Consider the following 19,601-nt stretch of genomic DNA (forward strand, 5'->3'; position numbering starts at 1 on the left):
TGGGGCGGCTGGCCGTGCTGCTCGCGCTCGCCGTGGCCGCTCTGGGAGCCCTCTACCTGGCCCGGGCCGCCCACGCCGTCGAGACCCGCACCGCTCGGGCCACCCTCGTGGCGGCCATCGCGGGGCTCGCGGCCGTCCTCGTGGGAGCGCTGGTGCCGGGGGCGCCCGGCTGGCTGCTCGCGGCGGGGGCCGGTGCACTCGTGCTCGGGCTCGTGGGGGGCATCGCCGTGCTCGGCGGCACCCGAGCGATCCTGCTCCAGCCCCGCACCGCGCCGAGGAGGCACCGCGCGGTGGCGGCCGGCGCCGGGTTCGCCGTCGTGGTCGTGCTCGTGCTTGTCGGCACGATCGACCTGCTCGTGTGGAACCCCCTCGCCAAGGTGCCCGGCCTCGACCTCGCCACCATCTACTCCCGCATGGAGTCGGAGGACGGCTTCTTCTTCGCCTCCACCGCCGTGATGGTGGCGGTGTGGGCGGCGGTCTGGGTGGCCGCGGCGGGGATCGTGCTCACGGTGGCGTCGCTCCGGCTCTCCACCTGGTGCACCCCGCGCCGGATCGCCATCGTCATGCTCGGCATCGTCGGTGCGGCCGTCTTCTTCCGCTTCTTCGCGGGCTTCGGCATCGGCATGTCGATCGCCGACACCTTCGCCACGACCGGCGGCGACGGCTCGATCGTCTCGGCGGTGCTCCCGTACGCCGGCCAGCTCTCCCTGGCGGCGGCGGCCGTGGCCCTCGGCTGGGCGCCGCGCGTCGCATCAGCCCGCCCCGCCGCACTCGCAGGAGCCCCCACCCCCTGGTAGCGGGCGGCCGCGTTCGTCTAGGCTCTGAGCCGATCGGGAGGTGCCATGAGGCGTGCTGTTCGAGGTGTCGGGGTTCTCGCAGCGGTGGGGATGCTCGCCGGGTGCACCGCCGCCGGCGAGGCCGGTGGTCCCCGGCCGACCGGGGGTTCCGAGGTGGTGCAGCCCGCGGCCACCGGCCCGGAGCTGTGGGGCGCCGGAGCCATCTGGGTGTCGCCCGAGGGCGAGCAGATGCTCTGCGCCTCGGTGCCCGGGGAGCTCGAGGGGTGGGGACCGCCGCAGGTATGCACCGACCCGCTTCAGGTCTCCGGATTCGACGCGGAGACGATCGAGACCGGCGACGACGGCTCCCGGACGACCGGGCTCGGCGAAGACGGCTGGAGCTGGTCGGCCCACGTGCTCAGCGGGCATCTCGCAGGCGAGCACTTCACCGTCACGGCAGTCGACACCCCGGCCCTCAAGTCCCTCGCCGAGGCTCGGAACCGGCCGCCGGAGCCGGTCGAGCAGCCCGTGACGAGGACCGAGGAGGAGAAGCAAGCGGCCTACCACGCCTCCATGGATCCGGCGATCTTCGGCTGCGAGGCCCCCGATACCGGGTGGAGCAGCGTCGAGGGCTGGTGGCTGGGCGCCGTCGAGGAGTACGAGCGATCGCATCCCGGCGCCGTGGTCGGCTGGAACTCGCTGTGGCCCTCCCCGGGGGTCGAGGTCGCGCTCGTCGGCGCCGCAGCGGGGTCGCACCTCGAGGCCGTGCGGGCCGATCTGGCGGCGCTGCTGCCGAACGGCGTCTGCGTCGTGGAGTCGAAGGTCTCCTCCTCCGATCTCACTAGGGCGCTGGCCGAGCCCGCCTTCGGGCCCGACCCCTACCTCTCCCGGGCCGGCCAGGAGGTCGACGGGCATCCGACCGCGGATCCGTACTTCTGGCTCTCGACGACGGCGGTCTCCCCGGAGCTCACCGCCGCCCTCGAGACGTACCCGCCCGGCTTCGTGCTCGTCTCGACCTGGTTCGAGCCGCTGCCCTGACCGACCGGACTCAGGCCGGCGGCGAGGTAGAGGGCTAGCCCGAGGTCAAGCCAGCCGGCGGCGTTGCGGGCAGGGTCCAGAGCGACTCGACGGCAACAGGGCGGCCGAGGAGGTTCTCGGCGGCCCGGTGGCCCGAGAGGAGGGCGGCCGTGACGGTGGCGGGGTCGTCGGTCCACGTGGCCTCGCCCGCGAGGTGCAGGGTGCCGCCGCCGATGGGCTCCGCCAGTGCGTCGTGGTCGGCGGTTGTGGAGCCGAGGGTCATGTAGGCGTAGGAGCCTCGTGCCCAGGGGTCGGCGTGCCAGGCCGTGAGGTGCACCCGCGTGGGCTCCTCGACGCGCTCGCCGTGGAGCCGCCTCAGCTGCTCGAGCACCGAGCCGGCCACGCGCTCCTCGCTCCAGCCCCGGATGGCCCGCGCGGCGGGTCCGGCAGCGAACGTGAGCAGCGTCGGCACCCCGTGGAGCGGCGTGAGGTCGTAGAAGGAGTGCCACCAGACCCCCTCGGGCCCCTGCTGCCGGATGGCGTAGACGTCCTCGTCCCAGAACCTCGTGGGGAACCGCAGGAACACCTTCTCGAAGTCGTTCATGGTGAGGCGGTCGAGCGCCTCCTGCACGGGCCCGGGCAGCGACGGCGTGATGCGGAGGTCGCCTGAGTGCAGCACCCCCACCGGCACCGTCACGACGGCGGCGCCCGCCCGCAGCACCTCGCCGGAGGCCGAGACGGAGACCCCCTCCGAGCTCCACTCGACCGCGTCGACCGCGGTCCCCAACCGGATGTCGAGTCCCTCGGCCAGGTGCTCGGCCAGCTGGTCGTAGCCGTCGGGGAAGACGACCTCGTGCCCGTCGATCGAGTCGTCGTCGAGCCCGTGCGCGGCGAGATCCTCGATCCAGGCGCCGTACTGCTCCTCGGCCCGGTGCTCGAGGTACTCCCGCACGCGTTGGGCGCGCTCGTCGTCCCAGCCCTGCGCGGCCAGGGCCTCGTCGGTCACGTCGCGGTAGGAGGCATCCGGAGCCGAGGCGGTGAGGATCGCGGTGAGCGCCTCGTCGACCACGTGGATGTCGGTCACGTAGCGCGCGGCCTCCTCGTCGGTGAGGCGCACGCCGTCGGGGGAGTAGTGGGCGATGGGGCGGGAGTCGGGCTGGTAGCCGCCCACCGTGAACTCCACCGTCGGCAGTCCGAAGGCATCGGCCGCGGCGGCCACGGGGCTGCCGGTCACGCCGTGGATCCAGGATGCCCCGAGGTCGGTCACGAGCCCGTCGCCGCGATCGGTCCAGACCCGCCCGCCGACCCGCTCGCGGGCTTCGAGCACCACGACCTGCAGCCCCTGCTGCTGCAGCAGCCTGGCGGCGGTGAGCCCGGAGATGCCGGCACCCACCACGATCACGTCAACGCTGTCGGTCATGAGCCCACGCTAGTGGCTCGGGATAGGCTTTTCAGGAGCACCGCGAACGAAGGAGCGTCGACCTCATGGCAGGACTGAGCCTCTCCAAGGGCCACAACCTCTCTCTCACCAAGACGAGCCCCGGACTCACCGTCGCCACCGTGGGTCTCGGCTGGGACCCGCGCACGACCGCCGGCGAGCAGTTCGACCTCGATGCCTCCGCCATCCTCGTGGCCGAGAACGGCAAGATCCGCTCCGAGGCCGACTTCATCTTCTACAACCAGATGCAGACGCCCGACGGCTCGGTCGTGCACCAGGGCGACAACCGCACGGGCGTGGGCGACGGCGACGACGAGCGCATCCTGATCGACCTGCGCATCGTCGAGCCCGACGTGCACCGCATCGTCATCGCGGTGTCGATCCATGACGCGGATGCGCGCCGCCAGAACTTCGGTCAGGTGCGGGATGCCTACTGCCGCGTTCTCGACCAGGACGAGCAGGAGATCGTGCGCTACGACCTCACCGAAGACGCCTCCCGCGAGACCGCGATGCTCTTCGCCGAGATCTACCGCCACGGCGCCGAGTGGAAGTTCCGGGCCGTGGGGCAGGGCTACGCCAACGGCCTCGCGGGCATCGCCACCGACTTCGGGGTGCCGCTCAGTTGAGAGCTCGCCGCGTCGTCGCCGTGGTGGCCGTCGCGGCGGCAGCGGTCGGCATCCTCGCCGGAGGCTTCTACGGCTGGGGCGTGCTCGCCGAGCAGCGGGCGGATGCCGCCTACGAGGTTCTCGACGCGCGCGTGGAATCACTCGACGAGGCGCAGGGGGCGCTCGAGGCGCGCACGCGCAGCGCGCAGGGTGAAGCGGATCGGGTGCGCACCGTGGTGGCGTCCGGTTCGTTCGCGGCCGACACGGATCCCGCGGCGGCGCCCTTGCGCGAGGCCCTGGTCGCACTCGATCTGGCGCTGACGGAGGGCGACCTCGAGGAGGGCGACGAAGCCGCAGCAGGCGAGGCTCCCGCAGCCGAGCCCGTGCCGGACGCACGGTCGAGCGCTGACGATCCGCCGATCGTCATCCCATGGGAGGTGATGGACGAGGCGGCCGAGGTGGAGGCGCAGGCGTACCGCGCGAACGTGGCCGCGAACGAGCTGCTCACCACGGCCGAGACCGCCGCCGACGCCGAGGAGGCCCTGGGAGCCGCGGAGGTCACCTACTTCGGGGCGGTCGCGGCGCGCGGCCGGGCCGAGATCGAGACGAACGCGCTGGCCAGCCGCAAGAGCCAGGTCGACCTGGGGTACCTGCTGGCGCAGGCCGAGGATCCGGCGCAGGCGGCCGCCTGGCACGGCGGCTTCCTCGATTCCGTGCAGGCCGGTGTGCAGACCCTGCGCGACTCGCAGGCCGTCGAGGAGGCCGAGCTCGCCGATCCGGCGCTCGAGACCCGGCGCGAGATCGAGGCCTACGCGCGGTCGCTCAGTGCGGGAGTCGTGCTCGACTTCGTCTGGGCGCCCGAGGTGAGCGGCCTCGGCGAGGGGTGGCTGTCGGGCACCGCCGAGACCTACAGCAGCGACGGCGGCTGGTCGATCATCAGCCTCAACTACACGGTCGAGGAGGCCTGGGCCGAGGGCGACGAGAACGCCAGGGCCATCATGGAGCACGAGGTGGGGCACACGCAGTTCATCCGCGAGTCGTGCGAGCCACTGTTCACGGGCCCGGTCTTCTCCTCCGACCACGAGATGTGGGCGACGGCGTGGTCGATCAGCCTCGGCTACGACCTGCCGGGATCCGGGATCGAGGCCTACGGCCGGCCGAGCGACGAGCAGATCGCCACCGCGGCGCAGTGCCGGTGAGAGCAGTGCCGGTGAGAGCAGTGCCGGTGATTCAGTCGGCGGGTTCCTCGTGCCCGAGGGACTTCTCCTGCAGGAACTGGCAGAGCGAGGCGGCCAGCGCGAGCTCGGCGGCGTAGCCCTGGAGCTGTGCGGGGGAGAGCTCGAACGCCTTGGCGCGGGCGCCGAACGAGATCACCCACGCGTCGTCGCCGATCTCGGCCGGCTGCATGTAGATCTCCGTCGAGACGTTTTTCAGCGGCACGATCACGAGCCCGGTGTCGGCCCCTCCGTCGCCGTCCTGCACCAGCACGTCGATGAGCGCGCCGCCCTCGCGGGTGGTGCGGAACTCGTCCAGCCAGCTCTCCAGTGTCGCTCTGCTGCGGAAGGGCACGGGTGGCTCCTCGGGTCTCGCTGATGGGGCCCATCGTCCCCCGGTCGATTAGTCACTGTACCGGGAGCCGAGTGCGGCGGCACCGGGTGCGGAGGCATGCTCACATCCGATCCACGGGTTTCCCGTGACCTTGGTGGGAAGAGGTTGCGGGGATCCCGCACCGGAGTTGAGTGGAGGGTGTCGCAGGACGCGACCGAGAACGGAAGAGGTTGAGCCATGGGTGCAGACGACAAGATCCAGAACGCTGCCGAAGACCTGGGCGGCAAGGCCAAGGAGGCCTTCGGCAAGGCCACCGGAGACGACTCCAAGGTGGCCGAGGGCCAGGCCGATCAGTCCAAGGCCGACGTGAAGAAGGCCGGCGAGAACGTCAAGGACGCGTTCAAGCACTGATCCACTCCACGCCGAAGGCCCGTTCCGCATCTCGCGGAGCGGGCCTTTCGCGTCTCTGACGCCGCCCCGATCCGTGTCTGCGGAGATAGCATGGCTCTCGTGCCGCAGATTCGGATCAAAGATGCCGCCGTCTTCCTCGGGGTGAGTGATGACACCGTGCGCAGATGGATCGAGCTCGGGGTGCTCGAGAGCTCGAAGGAGGGCGCCGAGCCCACCGTCGTCGACGCGCTCGCCGTGGCGCGCCTGGCCCGGGAGAACGCCGTGCTGCCGGCCGACCCCTCTGAGATCGGGCGGTCGGCGCGCAACCGCCTGGTCGGGGTGGTCACCGCGATCGTCGCCGACACCGTGATGGCGCAGGTCGAGCTGCAGTGCGGACCGCACCGGATCGTGTCGCTCATGAGCAGCGAGGCCGTGCGCGAGCTCGGACTCGAGCCCGGATCGATCGCCATCGCCGTCGTGAAGGCCACGAACGTCATCGTCGAGACCCCGGCCGGGAGGGCGTGACCCATGCTCCGAACCACTCGCCGTCGCGCCGTCCTGGCCTTCGCCGTCCTGGGCGCTGCCGCGGTGGTCGTGCTCTCGGGCTGCGCCGCCGGCGGTGCCGCCCAGCCGGCTGCGACCGTGCCAGGGTCGGAGGCCCCATCCGCGTCCGCGTCCGGGCTCGACGGCTTGATCACGGTCTTCGCTGCGGCCTCGCTCAAGGGCACCTTCACCGAGCTCGCCGACGAGTTCGAGGCCGAGCACCCGGGTGTGAGCGTCGAGCTCGTCTTCGCGGGCTCCTCCGACCTCGTCACCCAGATCACCGAGGGCGCACCCGCCGACGTCTTCGCCTCCGCCGACGAGAGGAACATGGCCAAGCTGGTCGACGAAGCCCTGATCACCCCCGACGCACCCGTCGACTTCGCCACCAACGTGCTGCAGATCGCCGTGCCTCCCACGAACCCGCAGGGGGTCGAGACCCTCGCCGACCTCGCCGCCGCCGGTGTCGCGACCGTCGTCTGCGCACCCCAGGTGCCGTGCGGTGCCGCCACGGCGGCCGTCGAGAGCGCCGCGGGCATCGACATCGCCCCGGTGAGCGAGGAGTCGTCGGTCACCGACGTGCTCGGCAAGGTCACGAGCGGCGAGGCGGATGCCGGGCTCGTCTACGTGACGGACGTCACCGCCGCGGGCGACGCCGTGCGGGGCATCGCGTTCCCGGAGTCGGCCGAGGCCGTCAACGTCTACCCCATCGCGCCGGTGGCCGACGGCCGGAACCCCGAGGTGGCCGTGGCGTTCATCGACTTCGTCACCGGATCCCGAGGCCGGGCCGTGCTCGGGGCCGCCGGTTTCGGGGCGGCCGGCACCGAAACCGCCCCGTGAGCGTCCGGGCGACGACCCCACCCGTCGCATCCGCTCGCCGACGCGATCGCGCCTACGCCGGCGTGCCCGGCTGGCTGATGGCGGTCGCGGCGGTCGGGGCGGCGTTCGTGCTGCTGCCGCTCGTGGCCATGGTCACACGGGTGAACTGGGCCGAGTTCGTGCCGCTGGTCACCTCCGAGTCCTCGCTCGACGCCCTGGGCCTCAGCCTCCGCACCTCGCTCACGGCCACCGCGCTCTGCGTGCTGCTCGGGGTGCCCATGGCGGTCGTGCTGGCGCGCACCGAGTTCTGGGGGCAGCGCATCCTGCGCTCGCTCGTCCTGCTGCCGCTCGTGCTGCCGCCGGTGGTGGGCGGCATCGCGCTGCTCTACACCTTCGGCCGGCGCGGGCTGCTCGGGCAGAGCTTCGAGGCCCTCGGGGTCACGGTCGCGTTCTCGACCACCGCCGTCGTGATCGCGCAGACCTTCGTGGCGCTGCCGTTCCTCGTGCTCAGCCTCGAGGGCGCGCTGCGCGCGGTCGGCACCCGCTACGAGGCGGTGGGGGCCACCCTCGGCGCCCGGCCCACCACGGTGCTCCGCCGCATCACGCTGCCGCTCGTCGTGCCGGCCCTGGTCTCCGGTGCCGTGCTGTCGTTCGCCCGTGCGCTCGGCGAGTTCGGTGCCACCCTCGCCTTCGCGGGCTCGCTGCAGGGCGTCACCCGCACCCTGCCGCTCGAGATCTACCTGCAGCGCGAGACCGATCCGGATGCGGCCGTGGCGCTCTCGCTCGTGCTCGTGGTGGTGGCCGTCGTGGTCGTCGCGGCGGCGCACCAGGCGGGCCGATCCGGCGGGGCACGCCTCCGGGGCCCCTCGTGAGCCTGGAGTTCTCGGCGCAGGTGGGCGTGCGCGGATTCGACGTGTCGCTCCCCGTCGCCGCCGGCGAGACCGTCGCCGTGCTCGGCCCGAACGGCGCCGGCAAGTCGACGCTCCTCACGGTGCTCGCCGGACTGCTGCGGCCCGACTCCGGCCGGGCGGTCCTCGGCGACCGCGTGCTCTTCGACCTCGGCACCGGGGGTCGGGGGAGGTGGCTGCCGCCGCACGAGCGCGGGGTGTCGATGCTCGCGCAGGACGCGCTGCTCTTCCCGCACCTCAGTGCGCTCGAGAACGTGGCGTTCGGTCCGCGGAGCCGTGGGGTGCCGCGTGCCGAGGCCCGGAGGCGGGCGACCGCGTGGCTGGAGCGGGTGGGGGTGTCGGAGCTCGCGGCGCGGAGGCCCGCCGAGATCTCGGGCGGTCAGGCGCAGCGGGTGGCAGTGGCCCGAGCGCTCGCCTCCGAGCCCGAGCTGCTCCTGCTCGACGAGCCGCTCGCGGCGCTCGACGTCTCGGCCGCACCGGCCGTGCGCCGGATGCTCCGCGACGTGCTCGCCGATCGCACCGCGCTCGTCGTCACCCACGACATCCTCGACGCCTTCACCCTCGCCGACCGGGTCGTGGTGCTCGAGGCGGGCTGCGTCGTCGACCTGGGCCCCACCCGCGACGTCCTCGACCGGCCCCGCACCCGGTTCGCCGCGGGCCTCGCCGCCGTCAACCTCCTCATCGGCACCGTCACGGCGGCGGGCGTGGTCCGCGCCGACATCCGGATGCCTCCCGGCGAGGCCGCTCCGGACATCCGCGCCCGGTTCCTCGGCGACCTCGCCGCAGGCGACCGAGCGGGCGTCTGCATCCGCCCGTCAGCCGTGAGCGTCTCCGTTGCGCATCCCACCGACGCCGACGCGGCCCCCATTCACTCAGGTCCGAGGGATCCCGCCCTCACCCACCCTCGCGCCGCCGACCCCGAGCAGACGATGCTCCCCGTGACCGTCACCGACCTCGAGCCGCGCGGCGATCTCGTGCGCGTGCGCGCAGGCGACGTGGCGGCCGACGTGGCGCCCGGCCGCGTCGCCGATCTCGACCTCGCGCCCGGCGTGCACGCCTGGTTCGGCTTCGCCGCGGCCGACGCCATCGCCTACCGCCTCTGATCCGTCGGATCCGCCTGCTCTGCCCCCACGCCCGCTACGCTGCCGTGGGGCGATCGACCGCGGCCCGTCTCAGGCCACGATCGGGATCTCGCGCGTCGCGTCCCAGGGCTCCGTCCACCCCAGCCGGGTGAAGAGGCCGTCGAGCAGCATCGCGGTGAAGCCCCACACCACATGATCGCCGGTGGAATGCGGCACGAGGAACGCCGGCCCGCGCCACTCGTGCCCATCACGCCGCACCACGGTCACACCGCGCTGCGCCGGATCGAGCAGATCTGCGACCGGGGCCCGGAACACCGCCGCCGACTCCGCCACGTCGACCACCCGCACCGCCGACGGCCGCCGCCACCAGCCGATCACGGGCGTCACGAGGTGCCGGGAGTACTCCAGCGGCAGGGGTGCGAGCGTGCCGAGCACCTCCACGCCGGAGGGGTCGAGCCCCGTCTCCTCCTCCGCCTCGCGCAGCGCGGCGGCCACTGGATCGTGGTCACCGGGATCGACCCGCCCGCCCGGGAACGCGATCTGCCCCGGATGCGAGCGCAGCGTCGTCGCCCGCGCCAGCAGCAGCACGTCGAGGTCGCGCGACACGGCGGCCGTGCGGGCCTCATGATCGCTCGGGAGCCCGTCGAGCACGCCGAAGAGCACGAGCACCGCCGCCTCCCGCGCCCCAGGAACCTCGGGCAGCTGCACGACCGGCGCCGCGCCGGAGGCCGCCACCGCGGCGAGCTCGGCCCGGGCGGAGGCCGCCCCGCTCATCGGTTCACGCCGAGCACCACGGCCCGCCACGGCGCGAGCTCGGCACCGAGATCGAACCCGGATGCGCCCGCAGTCCCGGCCCCGGTGCCCGCCGACACGCCGCGCCCCGCCGCGTTGTCGAGCAGCACCGACGCGCCGTCCCAGCGCACGAGGGTCGCCGGTGCGAAGCGCGGCGTGCGCGCCTCCGACGACAGGTTGCACACCACGAGCAGCCGCTCCCGGTCGAGCACCCGCTCGAACGCGAACACCGCGGCGTCCTCCGCGTCGACCCGTTCGAACGACCCCTCCGCCACCACCGGCAGCGCGTGCCGCAGCCGGATGAGGGCCCGATAGTGCTCCAGCACGGATGCCGGGTCGCCCTCCTGGGCCGCGGCGTTCAGCCACGAGGCGTTCGGGTTCACCGCGATCCAGGGCTCGCCCGTCGTGAAGCCGGCCGTCTCCGATCCGTTCCACTGCACCGGCGTCCGCGCGTTGTCTCGGCTCACCGACGCGATGCCGAGCAGCGCCTCGGCCGGGCTCGATCCGGCGGCCACGGCCTCGTCGTACCAGTTCAGCGTCTCGACGTCGCGGTGGTCGGCGATCGCGGCGAAGGGCGCATTCGTCATGCCGAGCTCCTCGCCCTGGTAGACGTACGGCGTGCCCCGCTGCAGGTGCAGCATCGTGGCCAGGGCGGTCGCCGAGTCGCGCCAGTGCGCGGGGGAGTCGTCGCCGAAGCGCGACACCGAGCGGGCCTGGTCGTGGTTCTCGAGGTAGAGGCTGTTCCAGCCGGTGTCGGCCAGGGCCTCCTGCCAGTGCGTGAGGTTGGCGGCGAGCTCACCGGGCCTGAGCGTCCGCGGGTGGAACTTCGACACCGGTCCGTGGTCGAGCCCCACATGCTCGAACTGGAAGACCATGTCGACCTCGCGCCGTGCGGGGTCGGTGAAGAGCACCGCCTCGTCGGTGGTGACCCCGGGCGTCTCGGCCACGGTCAGCAGCCCGGGCCGCCCGGCGAAGACCTCCCGGTGCATCTCCTGCAGGAACTCGTGCAGCCGGGGCCCCGCGCCGTAGTGCGGGAAGCCGTCGCCGAGCGTCCGCCCGGCGGGCACGGCGCCATCGGGCAGCGTGATGTCCTTCGAGATGAGGTTGATCACGTCCATCCGGAACCCGTCGACCCCGCGGTCGAGCCACCACCGCATCATCGCGTGCACCGCCTGCCGCACCTCGGGGTTCTCCCAGTTGAGGTCGGGCTGCTTGCGGTCGAAGAGGTGCAGGTAGTACTCGCCGGATGCCTCGTCGAATTCCCAGGTGGGTCCGGAGAAGAACGACTCCCAGTTCGTGGGCTCCGCGCCGGGGGCCCCGGGCTCGTGCCCCTCGCGGGCGGGCCGCCACCAGTACCAGTCCCGCTTGGGGCTGTCGACGCTCGAGCGCGACTCCACGAACCACGGATGCTCGTCCGAGGTGTGGTTGACCACCAGGTCCATCACGAGTTTCAGACCCCGCGCGTGCACGGCGGCCAGCAGCTCGTCGAAGTCGGCGAGGGAGCCGAACGCGGGGTCGATGTCCTGGTAGTCGCTGATGTCGTAGCCGTTGTCGGCCTGCGGCGAGCCGTACACGGGCGAGAGCCAGATCACGTCGACCCCGAGGTGCTGGAGGTGGTCGAGCCGCTGCAGGATGCCGCGCAGATCGCCGATCCCGTCGCCGTTCGAGTCCTGGAAGCTGCGCGGGTAGATCTGGTAGACGACGGCGCTCTTCCACCAGGCATAGTCCTGCACGAGGTCCTGCTCACTCATACGAGACCACCGCCCACTCCCGTTCCGGCACCACGACGGCGTCGCCCTCGCGCCTGCCCGACCCTGCGGCCACGACCGCATCGCCCGGCACCGGCACCCGCTGCGGCTCGTCCGAGAGGTTCAGCGCGGTCAGGATGCCGCCCTCCCCGTCCCCTCCGACCGACCGGAACACGAGCTTCTCGTTCGCCACCTCCACCGCCTCCGTGTGCGCGGTGTGGAGCCAGGGATGCCGTCTCCGCAGTTCGATCAATTGCCGGTGCTCGTGCAGGATGCGTGCGCCGGCTCCCGGGAGATCCTCCTCGGTCGGAGGGCTGTCGGGGAAGACGGGCCGCACCGCGTCGTCGCCGCCGATCCGCTCCTCCTTCACCCCGTGCCAGCCGAACTCGTCGCCGGCGTAGACCGACGGCACCCCCGCCACGGTGAACAGCACGGCGAGGGCGTGGCCCACGAACCCGTCACCCACCGCCGACGCGATCCGCGTGACGTCGTGATTGCCCACGAAGGTCGACGGCACGAACGAGTCCAGCAGCGCGTCGTGCCGCTCGAGACCGTGCGCGAGCTCGAACAGGTTGCGGTCGGCGATGCCGTGCCAGATCGCCTGCCACAGCTCGTACTGGGTGAGCGAGTCGACGGTCGACTCCCTCACGAGCTCGGCTCCGGCACCGTGGATGACCTCGCCCGAGAACCACGCCTCCGGGTACTGCTCGCGCACCCGCGGCAGCACCCGCGCCCAGAACGCCGGCGGCACCGCGTAGGCGGCATCGAGCCGCCAGCCGTCGATCCCGCGGCCGAGCCAGTGCAGCATGACCTCGGTCACGAGCTCGGCCACGGCGGGGGAGTCGTGGTCGAGGGCCACGAGCGCATCGTGCCCCTCGAAGACCTCGGCCGGCACGGGCTGCCCCGACCGCCACCCGTTCCAGTCGATGCGGAAGAGCTCCGCGTGCGGCGAATCCGGCCCGTGCTCCTCGACGTGCCGGAACAGCGGATGCGCGCGCCCCACGTGGTTGAACACCCCGTCGAGCAGCACCCGGATGCCGCGCTCCCGGGCGGCGCCGACGAGCCGGTCGAAGTCGTCGAGGTCGCCGAGCCGCGGGTCGATCGTGAAGTGGTCGACCGTGTCGTACCCGTGCGTCGACGCGGCGAACACGGGCCCGAGCGCGAGCCCGTTCAGCCCCAGCCCGATCACGTGCTCGAGCCACCCCTCGATCCGCCCCAGCCGATGCTGCACCTCCCCGCCCTTGCCCCCGGGCTGCACCTCGCCGCCGCCCCCCTCGCCCCCGGGCCGCGCCTCCCGCCCGTCTTCCGGCCGCACCTCGGCGCCCACGAACCCCAGCGGATACACCTGCCACCACATCACATGCCCGGTCCACCCGGCCGCCTCCGAACTCATGCCCGCGAGCCTACGCGGGGCGACCGATGTTCTGCCCCGGCCTGTGGATAACCGAATCTGCACCGGAGTCAGCCCCTAGAGTGCCCAGGTGCCACCCATCCTTGACCGCCTCCTCTACATCGACGACTCCGGCCGCCCCCAGGCCGGCCTCGCGGTCTTCGGCTGGATAGAGTTCGCGCCTCACGACTGGTCAGCCGTGCTCGCCACGTGGCTCACCCTTCGCAAGCGCCTCTGGCGGGAGCTCCGAATTCCGGTCACCCAGGAGCTCCACACCAGCGGATACGTGCACGGCAGGGGTCGGATCACGGCCGGCCTCACGACTGTGCACGGGGCACCGCGCTCCTGGAAGGAGTTCGGGCGCCAGGTGGCTCGTGAGTGTCTCGACACGATGCGCTGCACTCAGGGACTGACGGTGGGTGCGGTGTACCGTCACGGGCCGCCGGCGGAGTTCGCCCGCACCAAGCAACGGCTGTACGTGAGTCTGCTGGAACGACTCGACGATGAACTCCGCGCCTCCGGAAGCCTCGGCATGATCATCATCGATGGAGACGGCAGTGATGGGACATTCCGAGCGGCGCACCGTCGACTGGAGGTGCCGGGCCGCCAGGTGGTCGAAGACGCCATCCACGTGGACTCAGCGAGTTCGCAGCTCATCCAGATGGCGGATCTGGTCGCCTGGTGCGCGAACGCCACCATCGACCACGCGGCAGCGAACGAATTCGCCCGGGACTGGTACGACGCGTTCCTGGCCGAACGCGATCACCGTCGACATCCGATCGCCTTGTGACGCTCGTGAACACGTGCGGCGCCTTTAAACAGCTGAACCCCCTTGATCCAAACGTATGGAGGGGGTCCGCATCCCGAGCATACCTCACCCCAGGGCAGAGCTCCAGTCGCGATCAAGAATTGGTGCAGGGGTTGTATACAAGCGACGTAGGATGGAGGACGTGAGCACAAAGAATGTCGACGTCGTCCTGATCGGCGGTGGCATCATGAGTGCCACCCTGGGCACCATGCTCAAGCAGCTGCAGCCCGACTGGTCGATCGTGATCTTCGAGAAGCTCAGCGAGGTGGGCCTCGAGAGCTCCAACCCGTGGAACAACGCGGGCACCGGCCACGCGGCCCTCGCCGAGCTGAACTACATGCCCGAGGCGCCGGACGGCACCCTCGAGAGCTCCCGCGCCGTGAACATCAACGAGCAGTTCCAGGTGAGCCGCCAGTTCTGGTCGTCGCTCGTGAAGGACGGCGTGCTGCCGGACCCCACCTCCTTCATCAACCCCACCCCGCACATGACCTTCGTGCGCGGCGAGGCCAACGTCGAGTACCTCCGCCGCCGCTGGGAGCTCCTCCGCAACGAGCCCCTGTTCGAGGGCATCCAGTTCTCCGACGACCCGAAGCAGATCTACAAGTGGGCCCCGCTCCTGCTGAAGGAGCGCCTCAAGGACGAGAAGATCGCCGCCACCTGGATCGACTCCGGCACCGACGTCGACTTCGGCTCCCTCACCACGCAGCTCTTCGACTACCTCAAGTCCGAAGGCGCGTCGCTGCGGCTGAACACCGAGGTCAAGAAGATCAAGAAGCAGAAGGACGGCACCTGGAAGGTCATGGGCCGTGAGCTCGTGGGCACCACCCCCTTCACCGTCAACGCCCGCTTCGTGTTCGTGGGCGCCGGCGGTCACGCGCTGCCGCTGCTGCAGAAGTCCGGCATCCCCGAGATCAAGGGCTTCGGCGGCTTCCCCATCAGCGGCCAGTTCTTCCGCACCGACAACCCCGCCGTCGTCGCCCAGCACCAGGCGAAGGTCTACGGCAAGGCCGCCGTGGGCGCCCCGCCGATGTCGGTGCCGCACCTCGACACCCGCGTGGTCGACGGCCGGTCGTCGCTGCTGTTCGGCCCCTATGCCGGCTTCAGCCCGAAGTTCCTGAAGAAGGGCTCCTGGCTCGACCTGCCGCTCTCGGTGCGCCCGCACAACATCGGCCCCATGCTCGCGGTCGCCCGCGACAACGGCGACCTCATGAAGTATCTCATCGGCGAGCTCCTGGCCTCCCGCAAGAAGAAGCTCGCGGCCCTCCGTGAGTTCATGCCGACGGCGGTCGACGAGGACTGGTACCTCATCACAGCCGGCCAGCGCGTGCAGGTCATGAAGAAGGATGCCAAGAAGGGCGGCGTGCTGCAGTTCGGCACCGAGGTCATCACCTCCGCCGACGGCTCCATCTCGGGGCTGCTCGGAGCGTCCCCCGGCGCCTCCACGGCCGTGCCGATCATGATCGACCTCGTGCAGCGCTGCTTCCCGGATCAGTACCCCGTGTGGGAGAAGAAGCTCGCGCGCATGATTCCGTCGTTCGGCACCAAGCTCAACGAGAAGAAGGCCGCAGCCGAGAAGTCGCTCCAGCAGACCGCGGCGGCTCTCGAGCTCACCCGCGACTGACACGCCGCGGATTGCCGGTGGCGGTGTCGCGCCGGCTGGAGTTCGGTGGAAGCATGACCGACCGCGCTCCCGCTCCCGTGACCGTGCTCTTCGACATCGACGGCACGCTCGTCGATTCCAACTACCTGCACGTCGACGCCTTCGACCGTGCGTTCGCAGCCACGGGGCATCCGGTCGACGCCTGGCGCATCCATCGCTCCATCGGTATGGACTCGGCGGCGCTCCTCGACGCCCTGCTCGGCCCGGTCGTGGAGGGCCTCTCCGACGACAAGGCCGAGGAGCTCGGCGAGGCCGTGAAAGACGGGCACAGCCGCAACTACCTGGCGATGGCCGACCGGCTGCGGCCTTTCGCCGGTGCCGTCGACTTGCTGCGCGCACTGGCCAAGCGCGGTCATGCAGTGGTGCTCGCGACCTCGTCTCCGGAGGACGAGCTCGAGGTGCTGCTGAAGGTGCTCGACGTCGACGACGCCCTCGCCGCCACCACCTCGTCGGCCGACGTCGAGACGGCCAAGCCGGAGCCCGACATCATGCACGCCGCCCTCGGCAAGGTCGGGGCGCATCCGGATGACGCGATCATGGTGGGCGACTCGGTCTGGGACGTGCGGGCGTCCGAGCGCGCCGGGGTGCCCTGCATCGGCCTGCTGAGCGGCGGATCCGGTCGCGACGAGCTGCTCGAGGCGGGTGCGGTGGCGGTCTACGACGACGTCGCCGACCTGCTGGAGAACCTCGACTCGAGCCCGCTCGCGAGCACGGCCTGAATCACGGATGACGGCGACCCCCTTGCCGTCGTCACCGAGCGGCCTAGCGTGGTCGACATGACCGACAGAGAGATCCACTGGAACGACGAAGCCCGCGCGAAGATCCTCGACGACGCCGACCGGGTGCTCGAGGAGGCCGTGCACCAGGTGGCCGCCTCGCACGCCGACGCGAGCTCGGACGAGGCCTACGCCGAACTGAACCGCCTGCTCAAGGACCGCTTCATCGACTACGAGCCCGGCCCCGACGTGCGGAAGTACGCGGACGCGATCGTCGCGGGGGAGTTCGGCTCCTGACGCGCCGGGCCGTGCGGGATCGAACGCGTCAACCCCCGAGCCATCCGGTGCGAGCAGGCGTAGCGTCGATGGCATGACTATCCACAACGAAGACGGCCGTCCCGACGCCGAAGACGTCCCCGACGGCTCGAACTCCGACGGCAGCGAGTCGACCGACGGTGCGGACACGACCTCGGGCGGAGGCGCCGACGATGAGTGACCCGCGCCCCGACAACACCCCCACGCCCGACGAGGTCGACCCCACCGAGGGCACCGAGCCCGACGGCACGCCCGTCCAGAACCCCTCCGGCCTCACCCGGGTGCTCACCCCCGCCTGACCCGCACGCACCCGGCGGCGGTTCGCCGCACCGACGTCCCGGCCTCGACCGGCGCCGCTGTTCAGATGGCGGCGTCGGCCGTCGCCGGGTCAGTGGCGGCGTCGCTTGGGGGCAGCGGTTCCGCAGGGTTCGCTTCGGCGTAGTGGGCCGCCGACGAGCGGCTGTTCACGTCGATCCGCCGGTAGAGCTTCTTCGCGTGGCTCTTCACCGTGTTCACCGAGATGTACTCGGCCGCGGCGATCTGCTCGAACCGGTAGCCCTGGGAGATGTACCAGAGGATCTCGCGCTCGCGCTTGGTGAGCGACGTGCGACGCGTCGCGGGGTCGTAGTCGTCGGCGAGGTGCGGCACGAGGTCGTCGTGCCCGGCCGCGCGGGTCTGGATGATCTCGTACGGGAACCGGGGCAGCAGGTAGTAGAGGCGCTCGGAGCGGATGGTCTCGATGGCGGCGTCGGTGAGCGCTGCGGCCGCGTCCTCATCCGGTGTCGTCAGCGCGAGCAGGAGCTGCATGCCCGCTGTCGTGCGGAGCGAGACGGGTTCGCGCTCGAGATTGTCCTCGGCCACGGCGCGGGCCGTGTCGAGGTCGTCGTCCTCCACCGCCCGCAGGGCGCAGACGAGATCGGCGTCTTCGGTGACGGCGGATCCGCGGCTGTCCTTGCGGGTGCTGCGGCTCCCGATCCGGTCGAGCAGCAGGGTGGCCGAGTCGATGAGCTGCCAGTTGGCACCGCCGGACCACTGCTTGGGATAGTGCGCGAGACAGGTGGCGCGGAGCCTCGCCATGCCCGAGGTCTCGTGCCCCTGCATGACGGCGAGTCGCGCATCGACGAAGGCGAGGGTGGCCCAGCGCTCGGTGGTCGAGAGCGGCTCGGCGGCGGCCAGCTCGAGCTCGGCCCGGGCGAAGTCGAGCTCGTCGAGCGCGAGCGAGGCCCGCGCCACGGCGGCGAGGGGGGCCGCGGGCCCGGTGGGTGACGGATCGACGCGCTCGAGCCACATGGTGGCGTAGCGCCGGTCGCCGTTCAGCGAGTGCACCACGGCCACGGCGGCGGCGGCCTGCTGGGCATCATCGGCGAGCCCGAAGCGCTCGGACTGGTCCCAGGTGCGCTCCCAGCCGCGCAGGGCGAGCTCCTCGTCGCCGTGCAGGGTGGAGGTGAGGGCCCATTCCGCCCGCAGCGCCACGAGTCCCGGCCCGAGTTCGAGCACGGCATCGTCTTCGAGGTCGTCGAGCAGGCGATGGCACTCGAGCACGGATTCGGCGGCGGCGGCGAGATCACCCGCCTGCCGCTTGACGGTGCCCTGATAGGTGAGGTCTTGCAGTGTCGGCAATAGCGCACCGAAAGACTCCACAGCAACCCCTTTTCTACCCAAATCTCATTATTAGGTGGAAACTACTCACCCGCTAGATGTACCCATTCATTCACCCGTTCGTTACGATGCCGATTTCAGTTTGCCCGGGCACGGTCGATAGGGAGTCCCCGACGCCGGTTTCCACCCGACCCCGGCCCGCAAGCGGGGACCAGAACCGATGTCCGGCCTTGGCGGGCCGTCGCGGGCCCACCCGGCCTGCGGAGAGCTCCACCACCCGCTGTCGCTGCATCTTGAGCCCAACGAAGGGCCCTTGCCTTGGCATGCCTGCGCCTGTGCGCGGGCATCGCGCGGGCTTCGGAACCGACCGAAGATGAAGGGTACGACCAGATGACCAGACGAACCGAACGAGGCACGCCGCCCCGGCTGAGTGCGCTGCGCTGGGGGGCGATCGTGGGTGCCTGCACCCTGGCGATCGCTGCAGGCCCCACCGCGGCCTACGCCAGCGAGGCCCCGGCCCCGACCACCCAGCCCACCGCCACCGACGAGGCCACCTCCGCTCCCGAGGCCGGCACCGCCGCCGAGACGAGCCCGGAGCCCGAGGCCGCCCCGGAGGCCGCCGCCCCCGAAGCCGAGGCACCCGAGGCTGCCGCCCCGGAAGCTGCTGCCCCTGAGGCTGCTGCCCCCGAGGCTGCCGCTCCCCAGGCTGCTGCACCCGCGGCTGCTGCGCCTGAGCAGTCCGCTCCGACCGAGCAGCCGGCACCCGAGCCCGCTCCGGCTGCTCCCGTGCAGCAGGCGCCCGCAGCCCCGGCCAACCGCATCGCGACCCTGACCGGCCAGACCGACTCCGTCGACTCGACCGACTCCCACGACGCGACCGACTCCAAGGATTCGACCGACTCGACCGACTCGAAGGACTCGACCGATTCGCACGACTCGACCGACTCCTATGACTCGACCGATTCCAAGGATTCGACTGACTCGCACGATTCGACTGACTCGCAGGACTCGACCGATTCCAAGGATTCGACGGACTCGCAGGACTCGACCGATTCCAAGGACTCGACCGACTCGCACGACTCGACTGACTCGAAGGATTCGCACGACTCCGTAGACTCCACCGATTCGAAGGACTCGACGGACTCGCACGACTCGACCGATTCCAAGGACTCGACGGACTCCCACGACTCGACCGATTCGAAGGACTCCGTCGACTCAAAGGATTCGACTGACTCGCACGACTCGACCGATTCCAAGGACTCGACGGACTCGAAGGATTCGCACGACTCCGTAGACTCCACCGACTCGAAGGATTCGACGGACTCGCACGACTCGACTGATTCCAAGGACTCGACTGATTCCAAGGACTCGACTGATTCCAAGGACTCGACTGATTCCAAGGACTCGACTGATTCCAAGGACTCGACTGATTCCAAGGACTCGACTGATT

At 71.2% G+C, this 19,601-nt stretch carries 21 protein-coding genes and 1 pseudogene; 16 read left to right on the forward strand and 6 right to left on the reverse strand.

The genetic code is table 11. The annotated features are described in order from the left end of the window. Together Q0D57_RS15040 and Q0D57_RS15045 are read left to right on the forward strand one after the other, a co-directional pair. The coding region (locus Q0D57_RS15040) for a hypothetical protein (RefSeq protein ID WP_291045514.1) at positions 1-797 on the forward strand (797 nt) is incomplete at its 5' end. Positions 798-842: 45 nt separating this feature from the next. Further along, positions 843-1,814 (forward strand): hypothetical protein, encoded by a 972-nt coding sequence (locus tag Q0D57_RS15045; RefSeq protein ID WP_291045516.1) that lies wholly within the window; start codon positions 843-845, stop codon positions 1,812-1,814. 34 nt (positions 1,815-1,848) lie between these two features. Here Q0D57_RS15045 and Q0D57_RS15050 read toward each other — a convergent pair whose 3' ends face one another. Next, positions 1,849-3,213, reverse strand: a complete 1,365-nt coding sequence (locus Q0D57_RS15050; RefSeq protein ID WP_291045518.1) for an NAD(P)/FAD-dependent oxidoreductase — start codon at positions 3,211-3,213, stop codon at positions 1,849-1,851. 65 nt (positions 3,214-3,278) lie between these two features. Here Q0D57_RS15050 and Q0D57_RS15055 point away from each other — a divergent pair, with 65 nt between their 5' ends. Both Q0D57_RS15055 and Q0D57_RS15060 read left to right on the forward strand, forming a co-directional pair. Further along, positions 3,279-3,857 (forward strand): TerD family protein, encoded by a 579-nt coding sequence (locus tag Q0D57_RS15055; protein WP_291045520.1) that lies wholly within the window; start codon positions 3,279-3,281, stop codon positions 3,855-3,857. Continuing rightward, positions 3,854-5,035, forward strand: coding sequence for a hypothetical protein (locus Q0D57_RS15060; RefSeq protein ID WP_291045522.1), 1,182 nt, complete (start codon positions 3,854-3,856; stop codon positions 5,033-5,035). The genes Q0D57_RS15055 and Q0D57_RS15060 overlap by 4 nt, the downstream gene beginning before the upstream one ends. Positions 5,036-5,066: 31 nt before the next feature. Here the strand turns inward: Q0D57_RS15060 and Q0D57_RS15065 are convergent, their stop codons facing one another. Further along, on the reverse strand, positions 5,067-5,405 hold the full coding sequence (locus tag Q0D57_RS15065; RefSeq protein WP_291045524.1) for a hypothetical protein: 339 nt from the start codon (positions 5,403-5,405) through the stop codon (positions 5,067-5,069). 216 nt (positions 5,406-5,621) lie between these two features. Between Q0D57_RS15065 and Q0D57_RS15070 the strand changes: the two genes are divergently transcribed. The 5 genes from Q0D57_RS15070 (at position 5,622) to Q0D57_RS15090 (ending at position 9,144) form a co-directional block, all read left to right on the forward strand. Beyond that, positions 5,622-5,795: a CsbD family protein gene (locus Q0D57_RS15070; protein WP_291045526.1), complete on the forward strand. Its 174-nt coding sequence runs from the start codon at positions 5,622-5,624 to the stop codon at positions 5,793-5,795. A gap of 99 nt (positions 5,796-5,894) precedes the next feature. Next, the gene (locus Q0D57_RS15075; RefSeq protein ID WP_291045528.1) at positions 5,895-6,299 is read left to right on the forward strand and encodes a TOBE domain-containing protein; all 405 of its coding nucleotides are present in this window, start codon (positions 5,895-5,897) and stop codon (positions 6,297-6,299) included. A gap of 3 nt (positions 6,300-6,302) precedes the next feature. Beyond that, entirely contained in the window at positions 6,303-7,154 is an 852-nt protein-coding gene (modA, locus tag Q0D57_RS15080; RefSeq protein ID WP_291045530.1) for a molybdate ABC transporter substrate-binding protein, read from the forward strand. A 77-nt stretch (positions 7,155-7,231) separates the two neighbouring features. Next, positions 7,232-8,005 carry an ABC transporter permease gene (locus Q0D57_RS15085; RefSeq protein ID WP_291045555.1) on the forward strand — a complete coding sequence of 258 codons (774 nt, stop codon included), beginning with the start codon at positions 7,232-7,234 and terminating at the stop codon, positions 8,003-8,005. Next, entirely contained in the window at positions 8,002-9,144 is a 1,143-nt protein-coding gene (locus Q0D57_RS15090) for an ABC transporter ATP-binding protein (protein ID WP_291045533.1), read from the forward strand. Before Q0D57_RS15085 ends, Q0D57_RS15090 begins: the two co-directional genes overlap by 4 nt. 69 nt (positions 9,145-9,213) lie before the next feature. Here Q0D57_RS15090 and Q0D57_RS15095 read toward each other — a convergent pair whose 3' ends face one another. From Q0D57_RS15095 to Q0D57_RS15105, 3 genes are read right to left on the reverse strand one after another with little or no spacing between them, the layout of a single operon-like run. Then, positions 9,214-9,897, reverse strand: coding sequence for a CoA pyrophosphatase (locus Q0D57_RS15095; protein WP_291045536.1), 684 nt, complete (start codon positions 9,895-9,897; stop codon positions 9,214-9,216). Continuing rightward, positions 9,894-11,666: an alpha-glucosidase gene (locus tag Q0D57_RS15100; protein WP_291045537.1), complete on the reverse strand. Its 1,773-nt coding sequence runs from the start codon at positions 11,664-11,666 to the stop codon at positions 9,894-9,896. The genes Q0D57_RS15095 and Q0D57_RS15100 overlap by 4 nt, the downstream gene beginning before the upstream one ends. After that, a complete protein-coding gene (locus Q0D57_RS15105) occupies positions 11,659-13,056 on the reverse strand; it encodes an alpha-amylase family glycosyl hydrolase (RefSeq protein WP_291045539.1) in 1,398 nt (465 codons plus the stop codon). The genes Q0D57_RS15100 and Q0D57_RS15105 overlap by 8 nt, the downstream gene beginning before the upstream one ends. An 88-nt stretch (positions 13,057-13,144) precedes the next feature. Here Q0D57_RS15105 and Q0D57_RS15110 point away from each other — a divergent pair, with 88 nt between their 5' ends. The 6 genes from Q0D57_RS15110 (at position 13,145) to Q0D57_RS15135 (ending at position 16,851) form a co-directional block, all read left to right on the forward strand. Beyond that, the gene (locus tag Q0D57_RS15110; RefSeq protein WP_291045541.1) at positions 13,145-13,843 is read left to right on the forward strand and encodes a DUF3800 domain-containing protein; all 699 of its coding nucleotides are present in this window, start codon (positions 13,145-13,147) and stop codon (positions 13,841-13,843) included. 55 nt (positions 13,844-13,898) lie between these two features. After that, positions 13,899-15,482, forward strand: a complete 1,584-nt coding sequence (locus Q0D57_RS15115; RefSeq protein ID WP_291045543.1) for a malate:quinone oxidoreductase — start codon at positions 13,899-13,901, stop codon at positions 15,480-15,482. A 53-nt stretch (positions 15,483-15,535) separates the two neighbouring features. Beyond that, on the forward strand, positions 15,536-16,240 hold the full coding sequence (locus Q0D57_RS15120) for an HAD family hydrolase (RefSeq protein WP_291045545.1): 705 nt from the start codon (positions 15,536-15,538) through the stop codon (positions 16,238-16,240). Between the two features lie 57 nt (positions 16,241-16,297). After that, the gene (locus Q0D57_RS15125) at positions 16,298-16,534 is read left to right on the forward strand and encodes a hypothetical protein (RefSeq protein ID WP_291045546.1); all 237 of its coding nucleotides are present in this window, start codon (positions 16,298-16,300) and stop codon (positions 16,532-16,534) included. Positions 16,535-16,607: 73 nt separating this feature from the next. Next, on the forward strand, positions 16,608-16,733 hold the full coding sequence (locus tag Q0D57_RS15130; protein ID WP_291045548.1) for a hypothetical protein: 126 nt from the start codon (positions 16,608-16,610) through the stop codon (positions 16,731-16,733). After that, positions 16,726-16,851 (forward strand): hypothetical protein, encoded by a 126-nt coding sequence (locus tag Q0D57_RS15135; RefSeq protein ID WP_291045550.1) that lies wholly within the window; start codon positions 16,726-16,728, stop codon positions 16,849-16,851. The genes Q0D57_RS15130 and Q0D57_RS15135 overlap by 8 nt, the downstream gene beginning before the upstream one ends. Before the next feature lie 61 nt (positions 16,852-16,912). On the opposite strand, the gene Q0D57_RS15140 is transcribed toward Q0D57_RS15135, so the two are convergent. Continuing rightward, positions 16,913-18,172: a helix-turn-helix transcriptional regulator gene (locus Q0D57_RS15140; RefSeq protein WP_291045552.1), complete on the reverse strand. Its 1,260-nt coding sequence runs from the start codon at positions 18,170-18,172 to the stop codon at positions 16,913-16,915. A gap of 369 nt (positions 18,173-18,541) precedes the next feature. On the opposite strand from Q0D57_RS15140, the pseudogene Q0D57_RS15145 reads away from it, so the two are divergent. After that, a pseudogene (locus tag Q0D57_RS15145) lies at positions 18,542-19,601 on the forward strand (hypothetical protein); the annotation flags it as partial.

This window comes from Herbiconiux sp. (assembly GCF_023264895.1).
Taxonomy (GTDB): Bacteria; Actinomycetota; Actinomycetes; order Actinomycetales; family Microbacteriaceae; genus Herbiconiux.

Bases quoted from the DNA above. Each gene is read 5' to 3' on its own strand.
- Q0D57_RS15085 (WP_291045555.1), top strand. From the start codon at position 7,232: ATGGCGGTCGCGGCGGTCGGGGCGGCGTTCGTGCTGCTGCCGCTCGTG.
- Q0D57_RS15105 (WP_291045539.1), bottom strand. From the start codon at position 13,056: ATGAGTTCGGAGGCGGCCGGGTGGACCGGGCATGTGATGTGGTGGCAG.
- Q0D57_RS15100 (WP_291045537.1), bottom strand. From the start codon at position 11,666: ATGAGTGAGCAGGACCTCGTGCAGGACTATGCCTGGTGGAAGAGCGCC.
- Q0D57_RS15055 (WP_291045520.1), top strand. From the start codon at position 3,279: ATGGCAGGACTGAGCCTCTCCAAGGGCCACAACCTCTCTCTCACCAAG.
- Q0D57_RS15115 (WP_291045543.1), top strand. From the start codon at position 13,899: ATGGAGGGGGTCCGCATCCCGAGCATACCTCACCCCAGGGCAGAGCTC.
- Q0D57_RS15130 (WP_291045548.1), top strand. From the start codon at position 16,608: ATGACTATCCACAACGAAGACGGCCGTCCCGACGCCGAAGACGTCCCC.
- Q0D57_RS15050 (WP_291045518.1), bottom strand. From the start codon at position 3,213: ATGACCGACAGCGTTGACGTGATCGTGGTGGGTGCCGGCATCTCCGGG.
- Q0D57_RS15070 (WP_291045526.1), top strand. From the start codon at position 5,622: ATGGGTGCAGACGACAAGATCCAGAACGCTGCCGAAGACCTGGGCGGC.
- Q0D57_RS15135 (WP_291045550.1), top strand. From the start codon at position 16,726: ATGAGTGACCCGCGCCCCGACAACACCCCCACGCCCGACGAGGTCGAC.
- Q0D57_RS15125 (WP_291045546.1), top strand. From the start codon at position 16,298: ATGACCGACAGAGAGATCCACTGGAACGACGAAGCCCGCGCGAAGATC.
- Q0D57_RS15095 (WP_291045536.1), bottom strand. From the start codon at position 9,897: ATGAGCGGGGCGGCCTCCGCCCGGGCCGAGCTCGCCGCGGTGGCGGCC.
- Q0D57_RS15045 (WP_291045516.1), top strand. From the start codon at position 843: ATGAGGCGTGCTGTTCGAGGTGTCGGGGTTCTCGCAGCGGTGGGGATG.
- Q0D57_RS15120 (WP_291045545.1), top strand. From the start codon at position 15,536: ATGACCGACCGCGCTCCCGCTCCCGTGACCGTGCTCTTCGACATCGAC.
- modA (WP_291045530.1), top strand. From the start codon at position 6,303: ATGCTCCGAACCACTCGCCGTCGCGCCGTCCTGGCCTTCGCCGTCCTG.